Genomic DNA, 21311 nt, shown 5'->3' with positions numbered 1-21311 from the left:
CGGCACCAGGTGGGGTGGCCCAGCCACTCACGGGCGTTGGAGGCCGGGTCAGATCACGCGGAAGAGGTCGGCCGCCGTGTGGACGTCCGTGAGGTCCTCGATGGTGCGGAGGTTGTCGCACAGGGACTCGAGGACCGAGTCGGCTTCGGCGACGCGGGGGGTGCCGACGGCCACGCCGAAGACGCGGAAGCCCAGGCGGTGTTTGGCGTCGTTCCAGCCGCGCATCCACTCCTCGGTGACCCCGCAGTCGTCGTCGGTGATCATCACGATGTCGCCGCGCGTGCGGGCCGTGTCGTTGAACTCCTCCTCCAGCAGCTTCCCGGCCGCCGAGAGTGGTGTCTGGTAGCTGGTTCCGCCGCCTAGGAAGGTCTCCGCGAAGTCGAGTACCTGGGGGATCTCCGCGGGCTGGTCGGCCGGGAAGCGGAAGATCTGGATCTTGCCAGGGGCGGAGAACAGGATGCCGACGAAATCACGCCCCGCCTCGCGGGCCTGGTCCAGCAGCGCCAGGGCGCATGCCTTTGCCCACGCCTCCCGGGTGACTCCGCCGGGCCCCGCCTCGTACATGGAGTGCGAGGTGTCCACGCACGCGATGACGGCGCCCTGGCCGGTGGCCTGCTCGCCCTGGCTGTCGTAGAGCATCAGCTCCCCGGCGGCGTAGCGCACGGCGAACACCGCACGCAGCTCGGGCAGGCCGAGGTTGGCCAGCTCGGAGGGGATCACGCGAGAGAGGTCGTCGCCGAGCGTCACGCCGACCAGTTCGCCGGTGGTGTTCTCCACCTTGCGGGCACGCTCACCCGCGGCCATCTGCCGGAAACGGCCGATCAGTTCGGCCCATTCGGCGAGCCGGCCGGTGCGCAGCCGCTCGGCGAGCCGGGCACGCTCGTCGAACGGCATCCGCTCCAGCCTGCCCGGAGCGACGCCCCACGCCCGCATCAGCGCGGCCTCCTCCCGCACGGCCTCGGCGGCCTGCGCCGTCGCGTTCCGCGCGGCGGCCCGGACACCGGGCGCCGCCGCCGCGAGGGCCTGCGCCGCGGCTTGGGCGACCTGCCGTGCGGCGGCCTCGGCTGCCTCTGCTGCCTCGGCGGTCTTGATCGCCTGGCGTACGGCGGTGACGGTGGCCGGGGTCGACACGGTGCCCTCCTCAGCGGCCCCGTCCGCCACCCCGTCTGCCGCCCCGGCCACCGCCCCGTCCGTCGTCCCTTCGGCTGCCTGCTGGAGTGCCTCGCTCGCGGTGGTTGCCGCGTCTTCGGCGGCCCGCTGGGCCTGCTCCGTCTGCTCGGCCCGCTCGGCCTGTTCCTGGGCGTCCCGGGTCCGTTCCAGCATGCGGCGCAGCGCCGCCGCCTGGGCGAGTACGGCCATGGCGGCGGCGTAGGGGTCGCCGACCGTCTCCCGGTGCAGTCCGGCGAACTCCGGTGACTCCATCAGCGAGGTGATGATCTGGTGGTTGACCAGCCGGGAGGGGCCCATTTCCGTGCGCTCGCGCAGTCGCGGCCCGACCTTGTAGGCGGCGAGGAACACGTCGGTCAGGAGGTCGGTGGTGTGGTCGTGGCGTCTGTGCAGTTCCTCGGCCAGGTCGCGCAGTCCGGCCGACTGCTCGTAGGTGTCGCGCCAGGTGATCCGGTCGAACCGGTCCGCGACCACGGCCGCGGTGTGCCGCTCGGGAGCGGCGGTGGCGGTGGCGGACAGGCCCGGTCCGGTCCCGGCCGGGCTCGCCGGCTTGTGTGGGGTGTTCAGAGCTGGGCCTGCACCATGCTCGCGTCGACGCCGAGGGCCTCGGTGAGGACGCGGGCGCGGACGGCGCGTTGGCGGCCGGTGACCCGGTCGATGGCGGCGGTGGAGCGGCCGGCGCTCGCCGCCTCCTGGCGCAGCTTCTCCAGCCGCTTCCCCGCCAGGGCGAGCTGGTTGTGGGCCTTCTTGATGACCCACTCGCTCAGCGCCTCGCGGGACTGCCCGGCCATGGCGTCGAGCTGGGCCTCCAGTTCCTCGATGACGTCGGCCAGGTCGAGGGCCTCCTTGGCGTCGGGGTTGACCAGGTGCAGCACCTCCCGCTCGACGGTCGGGCGTTCCGTGGGCGAGTCCCACAGCACGTGGGTCAGCACCGACAGGTCGGTCTCGGCGACCGACGGGCGGCCGTCGAGGTACGCGGACGCCTGGAGCAGGCCCACCGCCTGCCGCCAGCGGCGGTCGGAGGCGACGAGTTCCTTGCGGCGCAGGGCGGCGCGCAGTGTGCACACCGCGTCCACGATCAGGTCGGGGACGTCCACGGCCGGGACGGCTTCCGTGACGGCGTGCTGCAGCGCGGCCAGCTCGATGGTGGTCCGTGCCGGTGCCGCCGGGCGGCTGACGGCCGAGCGGACCAGCGCGGCGAAGTTCGAGGGGTCTTCCAGGTATCCGACCTCGATCCGGACCAGCAGCCGGTCGTAGATCGCGGCCGTGTCCTCTCCGCTCGGCAGTTCGTTGCTCGCCGTGATGGCCCCGATCAGGGGGCAGCGGATCGGCTCGCCACCGCTCTCGGGGTGGTAGATCCGCTCGTTGAGGTAGCCCAGCGTCTCGTTCAGCGCCGCCGTGGAGCACTTGAAGATCTCGTCGATGAACGCGACGTGCGCGGTGGTGGCGCGGCCGTCGTAGACCTGGCGGTACTCACCCCGGGCCAGTGCGGCGACGTCGATGGGGCCGAACATCCTCGTCGGCGCGGTGAACTTCGACAGGAGGATCTCCCAGTAGGCCGCGCCCTCGATGCGGCCCGTGAGTTCCCGGGCCATCTCGGACTTCGCCGTTCCGGGCGGGCCGAGCACCAACGAGTGCTGCCCGGCCAGGAGCGTCACCACCAGTGTGCGTACTACGTCGGCCCGCTCGTAGAAACGGTCCGACAGCTCGTCGCTGATCGCCCGCAGCCTCTTGGCAGTGTCCTGCGGGTCCTGCGAGTCCACATTCAACTCCTAGCCTGCGACGCCCTGTCGGGATGACGATGATCGCCGTACGACGTTCACCGGGAGCGGCGTCTCAGACGCCCAGGTCCTTGATGATCTTCGCCACGTGGCCCGTCGCCCGTACGTTGTACAGGGCCCGTTCCACCTTGCCCTCCTCGTCCACGATGATCGTGGAGCGGATGACTCCGACGTACGTCTTGCCGTAGTTCATCTTTTCGCCGAAGGCGCCGTACGCCTGCAGGACCGTCTTGTCCGTGTCGCCGAGGAGGGTGACCTTCAGGTCCTCCTTCTCGCGGAACTTCGCCAGCTTCTCCGGCTTGTCGGGGGAGATACCGATGACGTCGTACCCCGCGCCGGCCAGGAGGTCGAGGTTGTCCGTGAAGTCGCAGGCCTGCTTGGTGCAGCCGGGGGTCAGGGCGGCCGGGTAGAAGTAGACGATGACCTTGCGGCCCTTGTGGTCGGCCAGCGACACCTCGTTGCCGTCGGCGTCGGGCAGGGTGAAGGCGGGGGCCACATCCCCGGGCTGGAGTCGCTCGCTCATCCGTCTGCTCTCCTCGTACGTCCTGTGCTGTGTGTCCACGCGCGCCTGTGAAGGGCGCGGGACCGAGCCTATCCGGGGGTGCTGACAGTGCGGTCCCGAGCGGAGCTGACAGACTGTCCGGAGCAGGGCATTAGTGCATCAACGCATCAGCGGACTTCGGAGGGCGTACGGTGGCGGACACCTCGGACAGCAGAACCCCGGTGCAGATCGAGGCGGACATCAAGCGCCGTCGCGAGACGCTGGCCGAGACGCTCGACGAGATCGGGGTGCGGGTGCACCCGAAGACGATCGTCGGCGATGCCAAGGCCAAGGTCGCGGCCAACATCGATCACACCCTTGGGCGTGCCTACGTCGGCGTCAACCGCGTCGTCGGGGACGTCAAGGGACGGTTCGTCCGTGAGGACGGGGCGCCCCGGCTGGAGCGGATCGTGCCCGTCGCCCTCGTCGCCGTGGGGCTGGTCGGGCTGCTCGCTCTGGGAACCCGGCGGCGCAAGGGCTGACGAGGCAGGTAGGTTCGGAGTGTGAGCGCCAAAAGCAATGAGCAGAGCACCCATCACGACAAGCTGCCCATCCGGATGCTGCACGACCGGGTGCTCGTGCGGCAGGACACCAGCGAGGGCGAGCGGCGTTCCGGTGGCGGCATCCTGATTCCCGCCACCGCGGCCGTCGGCCGTCGGCTGGCCTGGGCGGAGGTCGTCGCGGTCGGGCAGAACGTACGGACGGTCGAGCCGGGCGACCGCGTCCTGTACGACCCGGAGGACCTCGCCGAGGTCGAGGTGCGCGGCGTCGCCTACGTGCTGATGCGCGAGCGTGATCTGCATGCCGTCGCCGCCGACCGCTTCGAGGGCTCCGAGGACTCGACCGGCCTGTACCTGTAAATCAGCGCTGTCTGCCGTACGTATTTGGGGCTGGTGACCATCGTCACCAGCCCCTCTCTCGTCAGCCCCTCTGTCGTCAGTCCCTTCTCGACGTGGTCAGCGCGCCCGTCGCCACCCCTGGCGTCGTCCCTCCCGTGTTCCCGCCCGTGTCCGTCGTGCCGCCGGTGTCGGTGGTGCCGCCGTCGGTCGTCGTGCCGCCGGTGTCGGTCGTTCCGCCGTCCGTCGTCGTGCCGCCCGTGTCCGTCGTACCGCCGGTCGTGGTGGTTCCGCCGGTGTCCGTCGTCCCGCCGGTCGTCGTCGTGCCGCCGGTGGTGGTGGTCCCGTCCGTCGTCGTGCCGCCGGGTGTCGGGCTGGCGCCGGTTGTCGCGCCCGGGGTCTCCTGGCCGCCGTCCGTGGTGCCGCCGTTGTCCTGGCCGGCGTCCGTGCCGGGGTCGGGCCGGGTGTCGGCGGGCGGGGCCTGCTGTTCCTCGGCGCCCTCCTGGAGCTGGAGGTCGAACTCCTTCGCCTTCTTGCCCTTCAGGGCGGCCTTCGTGAACTGGGCCCAGATCTCGGCGGGGGCGCCGCCGCCGTTGATGCGGTCGAGGCCCATCGCGCCGTAGAGGGACTTGTGCTTGCCTGTGTTCGGGTCCTGGCCCATCACCGAGACGACCGTCGCCAGGTCGGGGGTGTAGCCGGCGAACCAGGCGGCCGTGTCCTCCTCGGCGGTGCCGGTCTTGCCCGCCGCCGGGCGGTCGGCCTCCAGTGCCGCCGTCGCCGTACCGCTCTCCACCACGCTCTGCAGGACCGAGGTGGTCGTGTCGGCGGCCTCCCGCGACACCACCTGCTTCGTCTTCTGCTTCGGGAGGGTGACCGACCCGGCCTCGCCGTCCTTGGTGATCTTCTCGATGATCGTGTACGTGCCGTGCTTGCCGTGGTTCGCGAGCGTGGCGTACGCCTCCGCCATGTCGAGGACACTGGCCGTCGACGTACCGAGCGCGATGGACGGGTACGGGTTCAGCTCGGGCGTGTCGGAGGGGAGGCCCAGGTCGATGGCCGTCTGCTTGACCTTCGCGGGGCCTACGTCCACCGCCAGCTGCGCGTACACCGAGTTGACGGACTTGTCCGTGGCCGTACGGACCGTGATGTTGCCGTACGAGACCTGGTCCTCGTTCTCGGGGGAGTACTCGTCGCCGTCCCAGCCCTGGACCGGGCGCTCGTTGGTGCCGTCGTAGTACGTGTTCGGGGTGATCGTCTGGCCGTCCTGGGTCACCGAGCCGTTCTCGACGGCCGCGGTGAACACGAACGGCTTGAACGTGGACCCGTCCTGGTAGTCACGGCGGGTCGCGTTGTTGACGTACTGCTTGGTGTAGTCGATGCCGCCGTACATCGCGAGGACCTTGCCGGTCGCCGGGTCGATGGCGACACCGCCCGCGCGGACGTAGTTGTCGACCTTGTTGTTCTTCTTGTCGAGCTTCTTCATCACCTGGTCGTTGACCGCCTTCACGAAGGCGTCCTGCTTGGGCTTCTGCAGGGTGGTCGTGATGCGGTAGCCGCCGGCCTGGAGCTCGTCCTCGGTGAGGATCTTGTTGTCGAAGAGGTAGTCGTCGACCGCCTTGACCAGATAGCCGCGCTGGCCGGACATGCCCGTCGAGACGATCGACTGCTTCGGCTCGGGGAAGGTGGTGGCCTTGCGCTCGGCCTCCGTCAGCCAGCCCTTCTTGACCATGCCGTCGAGGACGTAGTTCCAGCGGGCGAGCGCGGCCGGCCGGTTCTCGGGGTGGGCGATCACGTCGTACTCGCTCGGCGCGTTCAGCAGCGCGGCGAGGTAGGCGCCCTGGCCGGCCGTCAGGTCGATGGCGTCGATGCCGTAGTAGGCCTGGGCGGCGGCCTGCAGGCCGTACGAGTTGCGGCCGGCGTAGCTGGTGTTGAGGTAGCCCTCAAGGATCTGGTCCTTGGTCTTCACCTGGTCCAGCTTGATCGAGATGAAGAACTCCTTCACCTTGCGGGTGACGGTCTGCTCCTGCGCGAGGTAGTAGTTCTTCACGTACTGCTGGGTGATCGTCGACCCGGACTGCTTGCCCTTGCCGGTCACCGTGTTCCAGGCGGCGCGCAGCATCGCCTTCGGGTCGACCGCCGACTCGGTGTAGAAGTCGCGGTCCTCGGCGGCCAGTACGGCGTGCTGGGCGGCCTTGGAGATCTGCGACAGCGGCACGTTCTCCCGGTTGACCTCGCCGTCGCGGGCGAGCTGGCTGCCGTCGGCGTAGAGGTAGACGTTGCTCTGCTTGGTGGCCGCCGCGTTCGCCGCCGGGATGTGCACCGCGTAGTAGCCGAACGCGAACAGGCCGACGACCAGCAGGATCCCGAGCACGAACGTGCCCAGCACGAACCGCCAGGTCGGCACCAGCCGACGCCATCCGGTGCGCCGGGGCCGCTTCGGCTTCTTGACCTTCTCGGCCTTCCCGGCGTTCTCGGGCGCCCCGTCCTCCGCCACTTCGGGTTCTCTCGGTGTCCAGCCCTGCGTCGGCTGCTGCGGCTCTGGCTGGTCGCTCATGTCGTGCACGGACTCCTGTTTCGCGTCGTACGTTCCCGTACGACCTCTCACGCGTTCAAACGTCTCTTACGCCCCCTCTTGAAGACTGCCGCAACACGCGATCAGTTCCCTGACCTCGGTACGCGTCCTGCCTGAAAACGCGTGGCGGGCGGGGAAGGGTGCGGACTAGGCTCTTGCGTTTCGGTCCGTATACGGGGCGGATACGGGGGAGAGGGCTGGTGTCGGTGGGTTCTTGGCGGTTGTACGCGGCCGTCGCGGCGGGGGGTTTCCGACGGTATGCCACCTATCGTGCGGCCACGCTCGCGGGGGTGTTCACCAACACCGTCTTCGGCGTGATCCTGGCCTACACCTACATCGCCCTGTGGGACGAGCGGCCGCACCTCGGCGGGTACGACCAGTCCCAGGCCCTCACCTTCGTGTGGCTGGGCCAGGCGCTGCTGATGACGATGTGCGTGATGGGCGCGGGCTTCGAGGAGGAGCTGATCGAGCGTATCCGTACGGGTGACATCGCGATCGACCTCTACCGGCCGGCCGACCTCCAGCTGTGGTGGCTGGCCCAGGACATGGGCCGGGCCCTGTTCCATCTGCTGGGCCGGGGTGTGATCCCGGTCGCGTTCGGCGCGTGGGCCTTCGATCTGGCGTTCCCGGCGTCCGCGCTGACCTGGCTGCAGTTCCTGGTCGCGGTCGCGCTGGGGATGGTGGTCAGCTACTCGTTCCGGTTCCTGCTGGCGCTGGCCGCGTTCTGGCTTCTCGACGGTGCGGGCATCATCCAGATGGCATGGCTCGCGGGAGTCTTCTGCTCGGGCATGGTGCTCCCGCTGAACGTCTTCCCCGGGCTGCTGGGCGAGGTGATCCGGGCCCTGCCCTGGGCGGCGCTGATCCAGGCGCCCGCGGACATCCTGCTGGGGGAGGCGGACGCGGTGAGTACGTACGCCTTCCAGGCCGGATGGGCGGTGGCGCTGCTGGCGGCGGGGCGTGTGCTGCAGGCGGCGGCTACTCGGAGGGTGGTGGTTCAGGGTGGGTGACGGGGGTGTCGTCGGCGCGGTGAAGACCGGTGTGCGGGACGACCGGTGGGCCGACGACGACTGGGACGACGGGCCGCTGAGCCGTACCGCCCGGGTGCTCGACAGTGTCCGGGCGTACCGGATGATCGCCGCGATGTGGATCCGGTCCACGATGGCCTACCGGGCCTCCTTCGCGATGACCACGTTCGGCAACTTCGCGGCGACCGGCCTCGACTTCCTGACGATCGTGCTGATGTTCTCCCAGGTCGACAGTCTCGGCGGCTACTCGCTGCCCGAGATCGCGTTCCTGTACGGGCTGTCGTCGATCGCGTTCGGGATCGCCGACCTCGTCGTCGGGTCGATGGACCGGCTGGGGCGCCGGGTCCGCGACGGCACCCTGGACACGCTGCTCGTCCGGCCGGCGCCGGTGCTCGCGCAGGTCGCCGCGGACCGCTTCGCGCTGCGCCGCCTGGGCCGGATCACCCAGGGTCTGATGGTGTTCGGCTACGCCCTGCTGGCCCTCGACGACGTCCACTGGACGATGCTCAAGGTGCTGCTGGTGCCCGTGACGATGGTGAGCGGCGGGGCGATCTTCTGCGCGGTGTTCGTCGGGGGCGCGGCCTTCCAGTTCGTGGCGCGGGACGCCTCCGAGGTGCAGAACGCGTTCACGTACGGCGGCGCCACGCTGTTGCAGTACCCGCCGGGCCTCTTCGCGCAGGACCTGGTGCGCGGGGTGACCTTCGTCCTCCCGCTGGCCTTCGTCAACTGGCTGCCCGCGCTGTACGTGCTGGGCCGCCCCTATCCGCTCGACCTGCCGGAGTGGGTGGCGTTCCTGCCACCACTGGTGGCGGCGGGCTGCTGCGCGCTGGCCGGGCTGGCCTGGCGGGCGGGACTGCGTTCGTACCGGAGCACGGGGAGTTAGCCAGATGGACGGTCATTTCATTGAGTTGGACCGGGTCGAGAAGGTCTTCGACGTGCGCAAGAAGACCGGGTTCATGCGGAGCGAGCGGCGCGAGGTGCGGGCGGTCGACTCGATCTCCTTCCGGGTGGCGAGAGGGGAGATGGTCGGCTACATCGGCCCGAACGGCGCCGGAAAGTCGACAACGATCAAGATGCTGACGGGCATCCTGACTCCCACCGGCGGCCGACTCCGAGTGGCGGGCATCGACCCGTCCCGGGAACGCACCCGCCTCGCACGACGCATCGGCGTGGTGTTCGGACAGCGGACAACACTCTGGTGGGACCTCCCACTGATCGACTCGTACCGCCTGATGCACCGCATGTACAGGATTCCCGATGAGCGCTACAGGTCGAACCTCGACCGTTGCGTAGAACTCCTGGAACTGGCCGACCTGTTGGATGTCCCCGTCCGCCAACTCTCCCTGGGGCAACGGATGCGGGGCGACATCGCGGCGGCGCTGCTGCACGACCCCGAGGTGCTGTACCTCGACGAGCCGACGATCGGCCTGGACGTGATCTCGAAGGCGAGGGTCCGCGAGTTCCTCCGCGACCTGAACACCGAACGAGGCACGACGGTCCTGCTGACGACCCACGACCTCCAGGACATCGAGCAGTTGTGCTCGCGTGTGATGGTCATCGACCACGGCCGTCTCATGTACGACGGCCCGCTGACCGGCCTGCACGAGGTGGGCGACAGCGAGCGGACCCTGGTCGTGGACCTGGAGCGCGAACTGCCGCCGATCGAGGTGCCGTCGGCACGGGTCGTACGGGTGGAGGGCCCGCGCCAGTGGCTGGCGTTCCCGGCATCGGATTCGGCGGCTCCGCTGGTCGCGCGGATCGCGGCGGAGTATCCGCTGGTGGACCTGTCGGTACGGGAGCCGGACATCGAGGCGGTGATCGCGAAGATGTACGCCGACCGGACCTCGGGCACATTGGCATAGTGCCGGGAGCGGCCACCTCGTAGGCTGCCTCTATGACGGACGACCTTCCGGAGCTGCGCGCCTCCGACGCCGATCGTGAACGAGTCGCCGAGGTACTGAGGGACGCCCTCGCGGAGGGCCGGCTGGACATGGCCGAGTTCGAGGAGCGGCTGGACGCGACCTACCAGGCGCGTACGTACGGCGAGTTGACGCCGATCACGCGTGACCTGCCCGGCCCCGCGGTGAACATGGCCAAGCGACCTACGGGAAGCGGAGGTTGGCCTGACCGGATCGTCGGGGGCGAGGGTTCTTCGCGGTGGGGTGTGGCGATCATGGGCGGGTTTCAGCGCAGGGGGCGCTGGACGATGCCCCGGCGGTTCAACACGTTCGTGTTCTGGGGCGGTGGGGAGATCGATCTGCGGGACGCGAACTTCGCGGACCGTGAGGTGGTCGTCAACTGCGCGGTGATCATGGGAGGCATGGGCGTGATCGTGCCGCCCGGCGTCGAGGTCGTCGTGCGGGGCGTCGGCATCATGGGGGGCTTCGACCACGGCCAGGAAGGCGTCCTGGGCGACCCCGGCGGCCCCCGCGTGATCATCCAGGGGTTCGCCTTCTGGGGCGGGGTGGGAGTGACCCGAAAGCTCCCGAAGGCGGAACGCCAACGCCTGAAAGAGGAACGCCGCCAGGAGAAGCTGGAGCGGCGGGAGGGTCGGGGGGAGCTGGGTGGCTCTGACTCCGGGTTCCACCACGGGATGCACAACATGCACAAGCGGAACGAGGACTGAGCCGGGGTTGGCGCTGGTGCCGGGGGTGGGTCGCGCAGCCCGGCGCTGTACGGGGTGCCGCTCTCGGTGGGACGGGAGCCGCCCCTAGCGGCACTCATGCCCGCAGCTATGCGGGCAGGGATGCCCCGTCAGGGGCGCGGGGAACTGCGCGAGCAACCCCCACCGGCTGGCAGTCGAACGGATCGGGACGGACGGGCTTTTAGGGGCGCGGGGAACTGCGCGACCAGCCCCCACGCTCTCGCACCCGCACTCACAGCTCCGCAGGCGCCGCCCCCTTCAAGTTCTCCAGGTCGAACACCTCTCCCATCCGCGCGTACCCCCGGTCGCTCGGATGCAAGTGGTCCCCCGAGTCGTACTCCGGGCGGAAGCGGCGCGGGTCGTACGGGTCGCGGAGTGCCTTGTCGAAGTCGGTGTACGTGTCGAACACCCCGCCCGCGCGGATCTGTGCGTTCACGGACTGGCGTAGGGACTCCGTGGTCGCCGAGTAGCCGCGGAAGCCGCCGAACGGCATCAGCGTCGCGCCCACCACCTTCAGGCCCCGGCCATGTGCCTCGGCCACCAGTTCGCGCAGGCCCGCCACGATCGAGGTTGCGCTGAGGGTCTTCGGGTCGCGGGCGCGCAGGATGTCGTTGACGCCCAGGTCGATGACGACGACCTTGACGTTCGTGCGGCCGAGGACGTCCCGGCCGAACCGTGTCAGCCCGCTGGCGTTGGGCGCCGGTGTGCCGACACCGCCGTGCCGCAGGACGCGGTTGCCGCCGATGCCCTGGTTGACGACGCTGTAGCGGGGCACGTCGGAGCCGGACTCCGCCGCCGAGTGGAGGCGGTCGGCCAGGACGTCCGGCCACCGGCTGTTCGTGCCCACGCTGGACGTGCTGCCCGCGGTGAGGGAGTCGCCGAGGACGACGACCGTCCCGTCGGCCTGGTTGCTGAGGACGTCCACCGCGGTGACGTACCGCCAGGCCTCGGTCTGTTCCGTGTACGCCGTGCTGGTCGGGTCCTCCGTGTGGTCGCCCACCGCCGCGTACGAGATCTGCCGGGCGCGCGGATGGTAGGTGACCGGGCCGGACGGGACCGCCGAGTACGTCGTCACCAGGATGTCCGTGTCGCGCGGGACGCTCACCCGTACCGCGTCCGAGACGATCTGGCGGCCGGCCGGGATCGTCACCGAGGGGCTGCCGCCGAAGGTCAGGCGGCGCATCGTCGTGGCGTCGGCCGCCGCGCTGTTCTCGGCGGCGGCGACGGCTATCGAGGCGTGGGCGATGGTCAGGGGCTGCTTGCCGTACAGGTTGGAGAGCGTGACGCGGGCACTCGTACCGCCTGCCGCCGTGTGGACGACGTTGCGCAGGGAGCGGCCGGCCAGGCCCTTAGCCTGGGTGCCCGGTTCGCCGTCGACCGGGGACGCGGCCCAGGTGCCGACCCACGCACCGGTGGACGCGGGGGCGACGGCGTTGCCCGAGTCGCCGCGGGCGCGGCTGACGGCCTTCGTGTGCCGGCTGCCGTCGTCGAGGGTCGCCCCGACGTAGATGGCGGCGGAAACGGCCACGACGAGCGTGACCATCGCGGCGAGCAGGCCATAACCGTGGCGCCTGGTCATGGGATGCGTGACTCCTCGTACGGCGGGGAGCCATGGGCTCCGGTGGGCTGAGCCCATGATGCGGGATGGGCCTGTGTGAGCCCGCCCAATCCTGCGGTCGGACTCCTTCCGGATATACGCGGGGAACTCCTGTTCCGTTCCGGGAGTAGGTCAAGAAGGGACAATGTGTGAGGGATCACTGGGAAGGATCACTGAACGGTGGAGCGAGTGGAACGGACCAGAACGGAAACCGGGGACGGTGTGGACGGTAGGGGCGGTACGGGCGGCCGTCCCGTCCCGGGGCGTGCCATGACCTCCTTCGGTTCCGCCGACGAGGAGCGCATGCGCGGTGTGCGCCGGATGAAGCTCACCGCGGTCGGGCTGCTGCTCTTCGTCGCCGTCGTGTACGTCCTCGCCAAGTGGGCCGGCGACCAGGGCGCCGGTGCCTGGACGGGCTATGTCGCCGCGGCGGCCGAGGCCGGGATGGTCGGTGCGCTGGCCGACTGGTTCGCGGTCACCGCCCTCTTCCGCCGGCCCCTCGGCCTGCCCATCCCGCACACCGCGATCATCCCCACCAAGAAGGACCAACTCGGTGTCTCGCTCGGGGAGTTCGTCGGCGAGAACTTCCTCTCCCAGGACGTCGTACGGCAGCGGCTGCGCGCCGTAGGCATCGGCAGCCGCCTCGGCGCCTGGCTCGCCGAGCCGGAACACGCGGACCGTGTCACCGCCGAACTCTCGGCCGCCCTGCGCGGCGCGCTCACGGTCCTCCGCGACTCCGACGTCCAGGCGGTCGTCGGCGAGGCCATCACCCGGCGGGCCGATGCCCAGGAGATCGCGCCCGGCATAGGGAAGATGCTGGAGAGGGTCGTCGCCGACGGCGGCCACAAGCGGGTCGTCGACCTGATCTGCGTACGCGCCCACGACTGGCTCGTGATGCACGAGGCGGAGGTCATGGTCGCGGTGGCGGGCGGGGCGCCGGGCTGGACGCCGAGGTTCGTCGACAAGAAGGTCGGCGAGCGCGTCTACAAGGAGCTGCTGCGCTTCGTCACCGAGATGCGCGACGCGCCCGCCCACCCGGCGCGCGGCGCCCTCGACCGCTTCCTCAACGACTTCGCCTCCGACCTCCAGTCCGACACGGACACCCGCGCGCGGGTCGAGCGGCTGAAGACCGAGGTCCTCGGGCGCGGCGAGGTCCAGGACCTGATCGCGTCCGCCTGGACGGCCGTACGCTCGATGATCGTCTCGGCGGCGGAGGACGAGCGCAGCGAGCTGCGGCTGCGCGTACGGGCGTCGCTGCTGTCGCTGGGGTCGCGGATGTCGGTCGACGCCGGGCTGCAGAACAAGGTGGACGGCTGGGTCGAGGGCGCGGCGGTGTACGTCGTGACGACCTACCAGGGCGAGATCACCTCCCTGATCACGGACACGGTCGCGGGCTGGGACGCCGAGCACACGACGAAGAAGATCGAGGCGCACATCGGCCGCGACCTGCAGTTCATCCGTATCAACGGCACGGTGGTCGGCTCACTGGCCGGCCTGCTCATCTACACGCTGTCGCGGGCGGTAGGGGTGTGACCGGCGGCAACCAGGTAGCAGCCAGGTACAGCGACTAGGTACCCGCACCTGAGTATCCGTACTCTGTCGGACCGCTCCCGAGCAGGGAACCCTCGTACGTATGACCGAGATGACTGGTACTGGCACTACCGGGAAGCTGCTCCGGCCGCTGGGGGCGCGTCCCTGGGCCGAGCGCTGGCTGACGCGCGCACTCGGCGTCGTCGTCGCTTCGGCGGCGTACGTCCTCTGCGTCCCCTGGGACCTGCGCAACCGCGTCGAGAGCGCGGGCTCGACCCAGGAGACGACCCCGGTGACGGGTGTCGGGGTGGTCGCCCTGGGCGTCGTACTCCTGCTCCTGGCCGCCTACTTCGGCTACCGAGACAGCCGAGGCTGGCCCCTGCTCCTGGTGGCGGTCCCCCCGGCGGCCCTCATGTACATCTCCCTGCGCACCCACCCCGGCCCACCCGACGGCTTCGCCAACGCCTGGCCCCTGACCTGGGCCTTCTTCACCCTGGTAATCGCGGCGGGCGTGCTGGTGGCGGCGGGAGTGGGCCGGGCGTTCAGGGTGGAGGAGGAGTCACTGGAGGGCTTGGTGTCGGCGGTGAGTTCCCAGCAGGGCTTGCGGTGACCCCCTAGGGGCGCGGGGAACTGCGCGACAAGCCCCCACCGGGCCCGCAGACGAACCACCGGACCTACGCCCCTGTAGTGGACCCCGGGCGCACAATCATCAACACCGTCACCGTCGCCCACAGCAGGTTGAAGACCCCGGTGAACATGCCGAGTTGAACGGTCACAGCCCGATCCGCCCCACCCTCGACAAGCGACTCCTGCCGAGGCAGCACCAGCACCACCAACACGATCGCCGCAGCCACCGTCAACGCCATGGACACGATCAGCCACGCATCCCCCATCACCCCCATGCTGCTCGCCGTCGCGATCCCGAACACAGGCACGGCGATGCCGACCCCCGCGTACACCCGGCAGATCCGGTGCAACAGCCGCACGGTCTCCAGCGCCCGAGGATCATCGGGCGCCGCAAGCGCCTTCCGCGCGCTGGGCGGAAACATGCTGGCCGCGACGGTGACGGGACCGACTGCGACGATCGCGGCAAGGACATGGATGGCGAGGAGAAACTTGGTCACGGGGTGACGCTAGGCGCGGGGAGGGGCACGCAGAAGTGGCGGTTCTGCCAGGGGTCAACGGATTCTCGCCAGGGCCGGGTTCTAGGCTCTCACCATGCATACCGTCGCCGTGCTCGCCCTCGAAGGTGTCATCCCCTTCGACCTCTCCGCGCCGATCGACGCCTTCGGCTGGGCGCGGCTGCCGGACGGACGGGAGGCGTACCGCGTACGGGTCTGCTCGGTGACGGCGGGGGACGAGGTGAGCGCGGGGCCGTTCACCGTCCGGGCCCCGTACGGGCTCGACGCGCTCGCGGACGCCGACACGATCATCCTGCCGGGCACCGTCGACCCGACCCTGCCGTTGCCGCCGGGCGTCGCGGAGGCGCTGTGCGCGGCGGCGGCGAACGGGACGCGGATCGCCTCGATCTGCGTCGGCGCGTTCCTCTTCGCGGCGACCGGCCTGCTGGACGGACTGCGCGCGACCACGCACTGGATCGCCGCCCAGGATCTCGCGGCCATGTACCCGAAGGTGACCGTCGACCCGAACGTCCTGTACGTCGACAACGGCCGGTGCCTCACCTCGGCGGGCGCGGCGGCGGCCCTGGACATGTGCCTGCACATGATCCGCAACGACCACGGCTCGGCGGTCGCCGCGCAGGCGGCCAGGATGTGCGTGATGCCCCTCGAACGGGAAGGCGGCCAGGCCCAGTTCATCGTCCAGGCCCAGCCGCCGGCCCCGGCGGGCGCGACGATGGAACCGGTGCTGCGCTGGCTGGAGGAGCAGGCGGACCGCGACGACCTGACACTGGCCGACATCGCGGCCCAGGCCGGCATGAGCACCCGTACCCTCAACCGCCGCTTCCGCGAACAGACCGGCACGACACCCCTGCAGTGGCTGCACCGGGCACGCGTGCGGCGGGCGCAACACCTGCTGGAGACGACGACCCACCCGGTCGAACGCATCGCCGCCCAAACGGGTTTCGGCTCCCCGACGGCGTTCAGGGACCGCTTCAAGAGGGTGGTGGGAACAAGCCCGCAAGCGTACAGAAGGACGTTCCAGGCGGCCTTCTGAAGGCAGCCCCGCAGGGGCAAGCCTTCAGGGGCGCGGGGCTGTATCGATTTGCGGCTCCGCCGCGCGGGCGCGACCAGCCACGACGGCGCAGCACCGACCCAACAACCCCTAAACGGCGCCCCTACCGCCGGTCGGCCACCACCCAGGACGCAAGCGCGACAGCCCCCGCAACCCCGAACACAGCAGGCCAGGCACCCACCCTCTTGGCCAAGGGGTGCGACCCCGCAAACGCACCGACGTACGCCACGGTCAACGCCCCCGCAGCAGCCACCCCCGCCTGCTCCCGCCACTGCTGAGCGGCGACGGTCCCGGCGACAGCCAGTACCGCCCCGCCAAGCTGCCGGTTCCTGCTCCAGCGAGCGACGCCGTACCCGCCGACAAGCCCGCCGGCGGCCACAAGCGCCGTAGGAACCTTCGTCGTCTTCGCCATGGTGGCCTGCCTCCCGCGCGGTCGGTCATGTCGTACGGGGCGAGGCTAACCCGTGATCCTGGGTGTCTCGTCCGGCGGGGTGGCGGCGGCCCGGCGGGCGGCCGACTCGGCCTCGTACCCGGCGCCGAGGGCGAGCGCGACCCCGGCCAGCGCGAACCCGAACGCGCCCGGATTGACGTACCCCGGCACGCGATCGGAGACGTAACTCCCGCCGCCACGCGTCTCGCAGACGAACCGCAGGGGGACGTACTCGATGGTGTAGTCGAGGGCCTCGACACCCTTCGTAGGAGTCGTACGACAGGGCCGTACCGGCGCCGAGTCCGCCCCGCCGTCCTCCGCCTCCAGCACGGCACCGAAGACGTGCAGCAGCCCCCAGCAGTACAGCGCGAGCGCGAGGGCGCCGGACAGCAGCGCGAGCCCACGGAGCAGGGAACCGCGATCCAGGTTCAGGAAGAGCAAGGCGGTCCCGTCCAAGTGCTTTGATGGCGCCGGTCGTTCCGATTATGCCAATCGACTATGCCTGATCCGATCACACGGCTGCCCCAGTGACGGGGTCGGCCTGGTCGCCGTCCTCGCTTCCGCCGTCCGCCGCCGCCTCTATCTCCGCGATGTGCTCGGTCGCCCACCCGGCGAGGGCGAGCGCCGGTGGGATGAGGCTCTGGCCGGTGGGGGTCAGCGCGTACTCGACGCGGGGCGGGACCTCCGCGTACGTCGTCCGGGACACCAGGCCGTCGCGTTCCAGGTTCCGGAGGGTCAGCGTCAGCATCCGCTGCGAGATCCCGGGGATCTGCCGGTGCAGATCGGTGAAGCGCAGACGGCCCTGGTCGAGGGTCGCCACGATCAGCAGTGTCCACTTGTTGCGGATCCGGTCGAGCACGGCGCGGAGCGTCCGCCCGCCGTCGCCGCGGATCAGGCACGTGTGCTGGTGCTGCGACATGACGACAACTCCATGTGCCTAGGGCACACATGTGTGCCTTTTGTAAGCCCCTCGACGCTCACCCATGATGAGGCAACCGGAGCGACTCCCGCCCGGTAACCACCGTGCAGGGGAGCCACTTTGACCGTCGCCTACTGGGTCGTCGCCGCGCTGCTCGCGGTGTTCTACCTCTACGCCGGAGGCAAGAAGGTCCTCCAGAGCCAGGAGCAGCTCCAGCCCATGATGGGGTGGGTCGACCGAGTCCCGATGCCGGTCGTCAGACTCATCGGAACCCTGGAGGTCCTCGGCGCGGCCGGCCTGATCCTGCCGCCGCTGACCGGGATCGCGCCCTGGCTCGCGGTCGCCGCGGCCATCGGCTTCGTCCTGATCCAGGTCGGCGGCATCGCGGTCCACGTCTCGCGTGGCGAGGCCCGGCAGATCGGCCTGAACATCGCCCTCCTGGTCGCCGCCGCGGGGGCCGCGGGCCTTGGCACGACGTGGGTCTGATCAGTCCGGCGGTACGACGGTGATAACCACGTTCCCGATCTTCTGGCCGGTCTCGACGTACCGGTAGGCGTCGGCGATCCGCTCCAGCGGGTACCGCCGGTCGATGACAGGCCTGAACTCCCCGGTCTCCATCAGCCCCCGGAGGAACCGCACCATCTCCTGACCCTCCACGGGGAAGGGAAACACCACCTTCCGCCCCCGGAACAGCGGCGTGACGAGCGGCAGGAACACGTTCTGCCCGCCGGGACCCAACTCCGAGGACGAGTACACCCCGCCGGGCTTCAACAGCCGCCTGCAGCGCCCGAACGTGCTCTTGCCGACGGCGTCGAGCACCGCGTCGTAGCGCTGCTCGTCCCGCGTGAAGTCCTGGGCCGTGCGGTCGACGACCCGGTCCGCGCCGAGCCCCTTGACCAGCTCCAGATGCGCCGTGTCGCACACCGCGGTCACGGTCGCGCCGCGCTGTTTCAGCAACTGCACCGCCGCCGAGCCGATACCGCCGGTCGCGCCGTACACGAGGACGTCGTGCCCGGCCCCGACGCCCGACTTCCTGACGAACGCCAGCGCGTAGTGCGCGCCCTCGGTACCGGGAGCGGCCTCCTCGAAGGTCATGCCGTCCGGCATGGTCGCGATGGCCGCGTCGTGCGGAACGGACACGTACTCGGCGTGGGTGCCGAACGGGCCCTCGTTGTACCCGAACACCCGGTCACCGACGGCGAAGGACGCGACGCCGCCGCCGACCGCCTCCACCACGCCCGCGTACTCGGTGCCGAGCACGGTGAGCCGTGGCCGGGTGAGCCCGGTGAGCGCGCGCATGAAGAAGGGCCGGGCGGCGCGGTAGGCGCAGTCGGTCCGGTTGACGGTCGTGGCGTGCACCCGCACCAGGACGTCCTCGTCCCCGACCGCGGGTTTGTCCGTCTCGACGATCCGGACGACGTCCGGGGGCCCGTACCGGCTGCGCACCGCTGCCTTCATGCCCTTGAGGACGTGGGAACGGGCCCGGCAGTTGCGGACGGACCGGACCGGACCGGACTGGACCGGACTGGACCGCCGACCGGTACACGCCGAATGCACGTCGAAGCCGTGGCTCACCTGCCGAACGGTGTCCGCGGCGCGCAGCCCAGGAGGGCGAGCCCCGCCGGGGTGATGGTGTGCAGCACGTGTCTGCTGCGGCGCACGCTCAGCAGCAGGCCCGCCTGGCGCAGGACGGCGGTGTGCTGGCTCGCCGCCGCGCCGGAGATCCCGATCCGTCGCGCCAGCTCACCGGTCGTACGGCCCGTCACGACGTCCTCCAGGATCGCGGCCCGGGTACGCCCGAGCAACACGCCCAGTTCCGCGTCCCGTTGGGTGGCACCCCGCGGCCGGGCCCAGCCGGGGGTGTGCTGGATCGGATAGACGAGGACCGGGGCCCGTTCGGGGGAGGGGGCGGCGAGCATGACGGGTCTTCGGGAGCAGAAGAAGGACGGTTGGAGCAGCAACCCCCGCCCGCCGAGCCACAGTTCGCGTTCGACGGGATAGTCGGCCTCCAGTACGGGCGGCTCCCAGCGCAGTACCGGCCGGAAGCTCCCCAGCAGTCCGTCGGTGCCGCCCGTCAGCGCGGCCCGGGCCCGCGCGGCCAGGTCGGCGTCCACCTGCGCCCGGATGTGCGGGGAGAAGGGGGCGAGCGCCCGCCGGTGGTACGTGTGCAGGGTGGCGCCGAGTCGGCGCAGCGCCGCGGGTTCGCCCTCGGCCAGTTCGCGGACCCCGGCCAGCCGGAGCCGCTGCGGCCGTTCCGAGGAGGCGGCGAGCAGTCTGAGGTCGCCGCGCAGGACGGACTTGGGCGTCCGGAGTACGGTGTCGACCGCGCTCTCCAGGTCGGGGGTACCGCCCCGGCCGGGCGAGCTGGGCGAGTTGGGCGTGTCGGGCGGTTCGGGCGTGAGGAAGTCAGGCGAGTAGCCGCGCGGCGGCAGGAGCGCGGCGAGCAGCCCGTCCGCCGGTCCCAGCAGCGGCCGTACCTGGCGCCGCCAGTCGCCGAAGACCAGGCTGTGGTCCTCCTCGGCCAGCGCCTGGAAGCTGTTGGTGATCTCCCAGAGGGGGTCGGCGGCGGTGGCGACACGGACGCGCGCTACGTCGTCAGCGGTGAAGTGCACCCGCAGCATGGGGTCTCCGATGGTGGTCGGTCATCGGGTGAATAGCGGTGCCCCACGACACTGACCGACCCCCGTCAGCGGGGACAAGGGGGCATTCGGCCACCCCTGCCGCATATGCCAGGACGCACGGGCCGGTTACGGCCTCGCACCGCGCGCTCGCCCGGCCTCCGACAGAGACCGGGCGAGAGCTGTGACAGGTGCGGTCTAGCAGGGCTTGACGTACCAGACGGGGGTCCAGTAGTAGCTGTCGTCCCAGCTGGATGCGCCGGGGGTGGTGAAGATGACGTTGCGGTTCCGGTCCTTGAACTGTGCCTGGGTGCCGGGGGTCTGGTTGTTCCACCAGGAGCCGTAGCCGGTCCAGTTGTCCAGGAGGCGGTCCTGGCAGTAGTACAGGGCGAGTCGCTCGCCGGTGCCGTTCTCGCCGCGGTACATACAGAACCACCCGTAGTCGCACTCCCACGCCGCCGCGGTACGGGTGCCGGCCGGGCTGGTCAGGTCGCGGGCGTACTTCTCGCCGGGGACGGGGATCAGGAGCGTCGCGCCCTCGGCCAGGCGGATCTCGTTCGCGGAGACCTGGCGTCCGCCCAGGCGGGCGAGGTTGCCTTCCACCTCGGTCTGGAGGGCGTCGGCCTGCACCTGGGTGAGTCCGGCGGCACGGGCCTGCGCGCCGAAGGCCGTGTCGGCCTGCGCGGTTCCGGCGGATGCCGGGCCGGTCAGCCCCACGGCGAGGAGGGCGAGGGTCGCCGCCGCGACGGACGCGAACCGTTTCACTACGGACATGTCATCCCTATCTGTTGAAGGAAGAGAGCAACAGCTGGGCACGTTCGGGAACTTGCTGTCCGGTGAGCTCACACGGATGGTGGTGACGCGGCGCCGCGATTCCCCATGCTGTCGCCGGCCGCCGAGAAGCCGCCACACGTTTAAGTCTGGGCTTAGCTGTCACACAGGGAGCTCAACGGGGCGACTCGTTCCGCACCTCCGCACCTCCGCACCTCCGCAGCGGCAGTAATCTGCGCGGGTGACCGATCAACTGCCGTGCACCGCAGACACGTTGGTGCTGCGCACCGACTTCTCCAGCGACGCGGCGTGGGAGGCCCTGGGTCAGGCCCTCGCCACACCGAGCGAGGACGACTTCCTGCCGAACGTCGAACTCGTCACCGACCACCGGTTCGCCGGAACGACCACGGAGGACGCACTCGCCGTGCTCCCGGCCGCGTACGAGCACCCCATCCTCGTCCTGGCGGACGCACCGGCCCTGGCCTCGCAGGAGTTCCCCCTCCTCGTCGTGGATCTGCGGCAGGAGTACGGGCGTTGCCTCCGCGTCGTGGCGAGCGAGCTGTGGGGCATCGAGAACAACCTGTCGATCGCGAACATGGACTTCTGGGAGTTCGCGGCGGCTGTCGGCGAGGACGGAGTCCACCGGGGCTTCTGATCATCCGACCACCGGACCCCATCGGCCTCGCG

The 21311-nt window shown here is 70.4% G+C and carries 23 protein-coding genes; 11 read left to right on the top strand and 12 right to left on the bottom strand.

Annotated features, from left to right (window positions below; all coding sequences use genetic code 11):
• Window positions 1–48 precede the first annotated feature (48 nt).
• The 3 genes from ACWCRB_RS05670 to bcp form a co-directional block, all read right to left on the bottom strand.
• The gene (locus ACWCRB_RS05670) at window positions 49–1734 is read right to left on the bottom strand and encodes a VWA domain-containing protein (RefSeq protein ID WP_450994854.1); all 1686 of its coding nucleotides are present in this window, start codon (window positions 1732–1734) and stop codon (window positions 49–51) included.
• The gene (locus ACWCRB_RS05665; RefSeq protein WP_450994809.1) at window positions 1731–2930 is read right to left on the bottom strand and encodes an AAA family ATPase; all 1200 of its coding nucleotides are present in this window, start codon (window positions 2928–2930) and stop codon (window positions 1731–1733) included. Before ACWCRB_RS05665 ends, ACWCRB_RS05670 begins: the two co-directional genes overlap by 4 nt.
• 73 nt (window positions 2931–3003) lie before the next feature.
• On the bottom strand, window positions 3004–3471 hold the full coding sequence (gene bcp, locus ACWCRB_RS05660) for a thioredoxin-dependent thiol peroxidase (protein WP_450994808.1): 468 nt from the start codon (window positions 3469–3471) through the stop codon (window positions 3004–3006).
• Window positions 3472–3641: 170 nt separating this feature from the next.
• Here bcp and ACWCRB_RS05655 point away from each other — a divergent pair, with 170 nt between their 5' ends.
• Both ACWCRB_RS05655 and ACWCRB_RS05650 read left to right on the top strand, forming a co-directional pair.
• Window positions 3642–3971 carry a DUF3618 domain-containing protein gene (locus ACWCRB_RS05655; protein WP_450994807.1) on the top strand — a complete coding sequence of 110 codons (330 nt, stop codon included), beginning with the start codon at window positions 3642–3644 and terminating at the stop codon, window positions 3969–3971.
• A 21-nt stretch (window positions 3972–3992) separates the two neighbouring features.
• Window positions 3993–4349 (top strand): GroES family chaperonin, encoded by a 357-nt coding sequence (locus tag ACWCRB_RS05650; protein WP_369033459.1) that lies wholly within the window; start codon window positions 3993–3995, stop codon window positions 4347–4349.
• A gap of 76 nt (window positions 4350–4425) precedes the next feature.
• Here ACWCRB_RS05650 and ACWCRB_RS05645 read toward each other — a convergent pair whose 3' ends face one another.
• Window positions 4426–6879: a transglycosylase domain-containing protein gene (locus ACWCRB_RS05645; RefSeq protein WP_450994806.1), complete on the bottom strand. Its 2454-nt coding sequence runs from the start codon at window positions 6877–6879 to the stop codon at window positions 4426–4428.
• 218 nt (window positions 6880–7097) lie between these two features.
• Between ACWCRB_RS05645 and ACWCRB_RS05640 the strand changes: the two genes are divergently transcribed.
• Genes ACWCRB_RS05640 through ACWCRB_RS05625 form a run of 4 tightly spaced genes read left to right on the top strand, consistent with a single transcriptional unit; the run spans window position 7098 to window position 10548 of the window.
• The gene (locus ACWCRB_RS05640; protein ID WP_450994805.1) at window positions 7098–7904 is read left to right on the top strand and encodes an ABC transporter permease; all 807 of its coding nucleotides are present in this window, start codon (window positions 7098–7100) and stop codon (window positions 7902–7904) included.
• Window positions 7905–7935: 31 nt separating this feature from the next.
• On the top strand, window positions 7936–8805 hold the full coding sequence (locus ACWCRB_RS05635) for an ABC transporter permease (RefSeq protein ID WP_450994853.1): 870 nt from the start codon (window positions 7936–7938) through the stop codon (window positions 8803–8805).
• A gap of 4 nt (window positions 8806–8809) precedes the next feature.
• Window positions 8810–9784, top strand: coding sequence for an ABC transporter ATP-binding protein (locus ACWCRB_RS05630; protein WP_450994804.1), 975 nt, complete (start codon window positions 8810–8812; stop codon window positions 9782–9784).
• Window positions 9785–9816: 32 nt separating this feature from the next.
• The gene (locus tag ACWCRB_RS05625) at window positions 9817–10548 is read left to right on the top strand and encodes a DUF1707 SHOCT-like domain-containing protein (RefSeq protein WP_450994803.1); all 732 of its coding nucleotides are present in this window, start codon (window positions 9817–9819) and stop codon (window positions 10546–10548) included.
• Window positions 10549–10798: 250 nt separating this feature from the next.
• Here ACWCRB_RS05625 and ACWCRB_RS05620 read toward each other — a convergent pair whose 3' ends face one another.
• Window positions 10799–12145 carry an SGNH/GDSL hydrolase family protein gene (locus tag ACWCRB_RS05620; protein ID WP_450994802.1) on the bottom strand — a complete coding sequence of 449 codons (1347 nt, stop codon included), beginning with the start codon at window positions 12143–12145 and terminating at the stop codon, window positions 10799–10801.
• Between the two features lie 207 nt (window positions 12146–12352).
• Here ACWCRB_RS05620 and ACWCRB_RS05615 point away from each other — a divergent pair, with 207 nt between their 5' ends.
• Both ACWCRB_RS05615 and ACWCRB_RS05610 read left to right on the top strand, forming a co-directional pair.
• Window positions 12353–13696, top strand: a complete 1344-nt coding sequence (locus tag ACWCRB_RS05615; protein WP_450994801.1) for a DUF445 domain-containing protein — start codon at window positions 12353–12355, stop codon at window positions 13694–13696.
• A gap of 100 nt (window positions 13697–13796) precedes the next feature.
• Complete coding sequence (locus tag ACWCRB_RS05610) at window positions 13797–14303, top strand: hypothetical protein (protein WP_450994800.1); 507 nt, start codon at window positions 13797–13799, stop codon at window positions 14301–14303.
• Between the two features lie 64 nt (window positions 14304–14367).
• Here the strand turns inward: ACWCRB_RS05610 and ACWCRB_RS05605 are convergent, their stop codons facing one another.
• The gene (locus ACWCRB_RS05605; RefSeq protein WP_450994799.1) at window positions 14368–14817 is read right to left on the bottom strand and encodes a hypothetical protein; all 450 of its coding nucleotides are present in this window, start codon (window positions 14815–14817) and stop codon (window positions 14368–14370) included.
• A gap of 94 nt (window positions 14818–14911) precedes the next feature.
• Here ACWCRB_RS05605 and ACWCRB_RS05600 point away from each other — a divergent pair, with 94 nt between their 5' ends.
• Window positions 14912–15868: a GlxA family transcriptional regulator gene (locus ACWCRB_RS05600; RefSeq protein WP_450994798.1), complete on the top strand. Its 957-nt coding sequence runs from the start codon at window positions 14912–14914 to the stop codon at window positions 15866–15868.
• A 121-nt stretch (window positions 15869–15989) separates the two neighbouring features.
• Here ACWCRB_RS05600 and ACWCRB_RS05595 read toward each other — a convergent pair whose 3' ends face one another.
• The 3 genes from ACWCRB_RS05595 to ACWCRB_RS05585 are packed head-to-tail and all read right to left on the bottom strand — an operon-like array spanning window position 15990 to window position 17235.
• Window positions 15990–16298, bottom strand: a complete 309-nt coding sequence (locus tag ACWCRB_RS05595; protein ID WP_450994797.1) for a hypothetical protein — start codon at window positions 16296–16298, stop codon at window positions 15990–15992.
• A 45-nt stretch (window positions 16299–16343) separates the two neighbouring features.
• A complete protein-coding gene (locus ACWCRB_RS05590) occupies window positions 16344–16772 on the bottom strand; it encodes a hypothetical protein (protein ID WP_450994796.1) in 429 nt (142 codons plus the stop codon).
• A 55-nt stretch (window positions 16773–16827) separates the two neighbouring features.
• Entirely contained in the window at window positions 16828–17235 is a 408-nt protein-coding gene (locus ACWCRB_RS05585) for a winged helix-turn-helix transcriptional regulator (protein ID WP_450994795.1), read from the bottom strand.
• 120 nt (window positions 17236–17355) lie between these two features.
• On the opposite strand from ACWCRB_RS05585, the gene ACWCRB_RS05580 reads away from it, so the two are divergent.
• Window positions 17356–17721, top strand: a complete 366-nt coding sequence (locus ACWCRB_RS05580; RefSeq protein WP_450994794.1) for a DoxX family protein — start codon at window positions 17356–17358, stop codon at window positions 17719–17721.
• On the opposite strand, the gene ACWCRB_RS05575 is transcribed toward ACWCRB_RS05580, so the two are convergent.
• The 3 genes from ACWCRB_RS05575 to ACWCRB_RS05565 form a co-directional block, all read right to left on the bottom strand.
• Window positions 17722–18693, bottom strand: a complete 972-nt coding sequence (locus tag ACWCRB_RS05575) for an NAD(P)-dependent alcohol dehydrogenase (protein ID WP_450994793.1) — start codon at window positions 18691–18693, stop codon at window positions 17722–17724.
• 113 nt (window positions 18694–18806) lie between these two features.
• Window positions 18807–19856 (bottom strand): ArsR/SmtB family transcription factor, encoded by a 1050-nt coding sequence (locus ACWCRB_RS05570; RefSeq protein WP_450994792.1) that lies wholly within the window; start codon window positions 19854–19856, stop codon window positions 18807–18809.
• Window positions 19857–20051: 195 nt separating this feature from the next.
• Window positions 20052–20627, bottom strand: coding sequence for a peptidase inhibitor family I36 protein (locus ACWCRB_RS05565; RefSeq protein ID WP_450994791.1), 576 nt, complete (start codon window positions 20625–20627; stop codon window positions 20052–20054).
• Between the two features lie 238 nt (window positions 20628–20865).
• On the opposite strand from ACWCRB_RS05565, the gene ACWCRB_RS05560 reads away from it, so the two are divergent.
• Window positions 20866–21279 (top strand): DUF6924 domain-containing protein, encoded by a 414-nt coding sequence (locus tag ACWCRB_RS05560; protein WP_450994790.1) that lies wholly within the window; start codon window positions 20866–20868, stop codon window positions 21277–21279.
• Window positions 21280–21311 lie beyond the last annotated feature (32 nt).

The sequence above is a fragment of the Streptomyces sp. NPDC002156 genome (genome assembly GCF_053593675.1).
This window is presented reverse-complemented; position numbering and strand designations above follow the sequence as displayed.

Excerpts from the sequence above, each read along its gene's own strand:
- ACWCRB_RS05585 (WP_450994795.1), bottom strand. The coding sequence starts at position 17,235 with ATGTCGCAGCACCAGCACACGTGCCTGATCCGCGGCGACGGCGGGCGG.
- ACWCRB_RS05625 (WP_450994803.1), top strand. The coding sequence starts at position 9,817 with ATGACGGACGACCTTCCGGAGCTGCGCGCCTCCGACGCCGATCGTGAA.
- ACWCRB_RS05620 (WP_450994802.1), bottom strand. The coding sequence starts at position 12,145 with ATGACCAGGCGCCACGGTTATGGCCTGCTCGCCGCGATGGTCACGCTC.
- bcp (WP_450994808.1), bottom strand. The coding sequence starts at position 3,471 with ATGAGCGAGCGACTCCAGCCCGGGGATGTGGCCCCCGCCTTCACCCTG.
- ACWCRB_RS05565 (WP_450994791.1), bottom strand. The coding sequence starts at position 20,627 with ATGTCCGTAGTGAAACGGTTCGCGTCCGTCGCGGCGGCGACCCTCGCC.
- ACWCRB_RS05570 (WP_450994792.1), bottom strand. The coding sequence starts at position 19,856 with ATGCTGCGGGTGCACTTCACCGCTGACGACGTAGCGCGCGTCCGTGTC.
- ACWCRB_RS05610 (WP_450994800.1), top strand. The coding sequence starts at position 13,797 with ATGACCGAGATGACTGGTACTGGCACTACCGGGAAGCTGCTCCGGCCG.
- ACWCRB_RS05600 (WP_450994798.1), top strand. The coding sequence starts at position 14,912 with ATGCATACCGTCGCCGTGCTCGCCCTCGAAGGTGTCATCCCCTTCGAC.
- ACWCRB_RS05630 (WP_450994804.1), top strand. The coding sequence starts at position 8,810 with ATGGACGGTCATTTCATTGAGTTGGACCGGGTCGAGAAGGTCTTCGAC.
- ACWCRB_RS05575 (WP_450994793.1), bottom strand. The coding sequence starts at position 18,693 with ATGAAGGCAGCGGTGCGCAGCCGGTACGGGCCCCCGGACGTCGTCCGG.
- ACWCRB_RS05595 (WP_450994797.1), bottom strand. The coding sequence starts at position 16,298 with ATGGCGAAGACGACGAAGGTTCCTACGGCGCTTGTGGCCGCCGGCGGG.
- ACWCRB_RS05645 (WP_450994806.1), bottom strand. The coding sequence starts at position 6,879 with ATGAGCGACCAGCCAGAGCCGCAGCAGCCGACGCAGGGCTGGACACCG.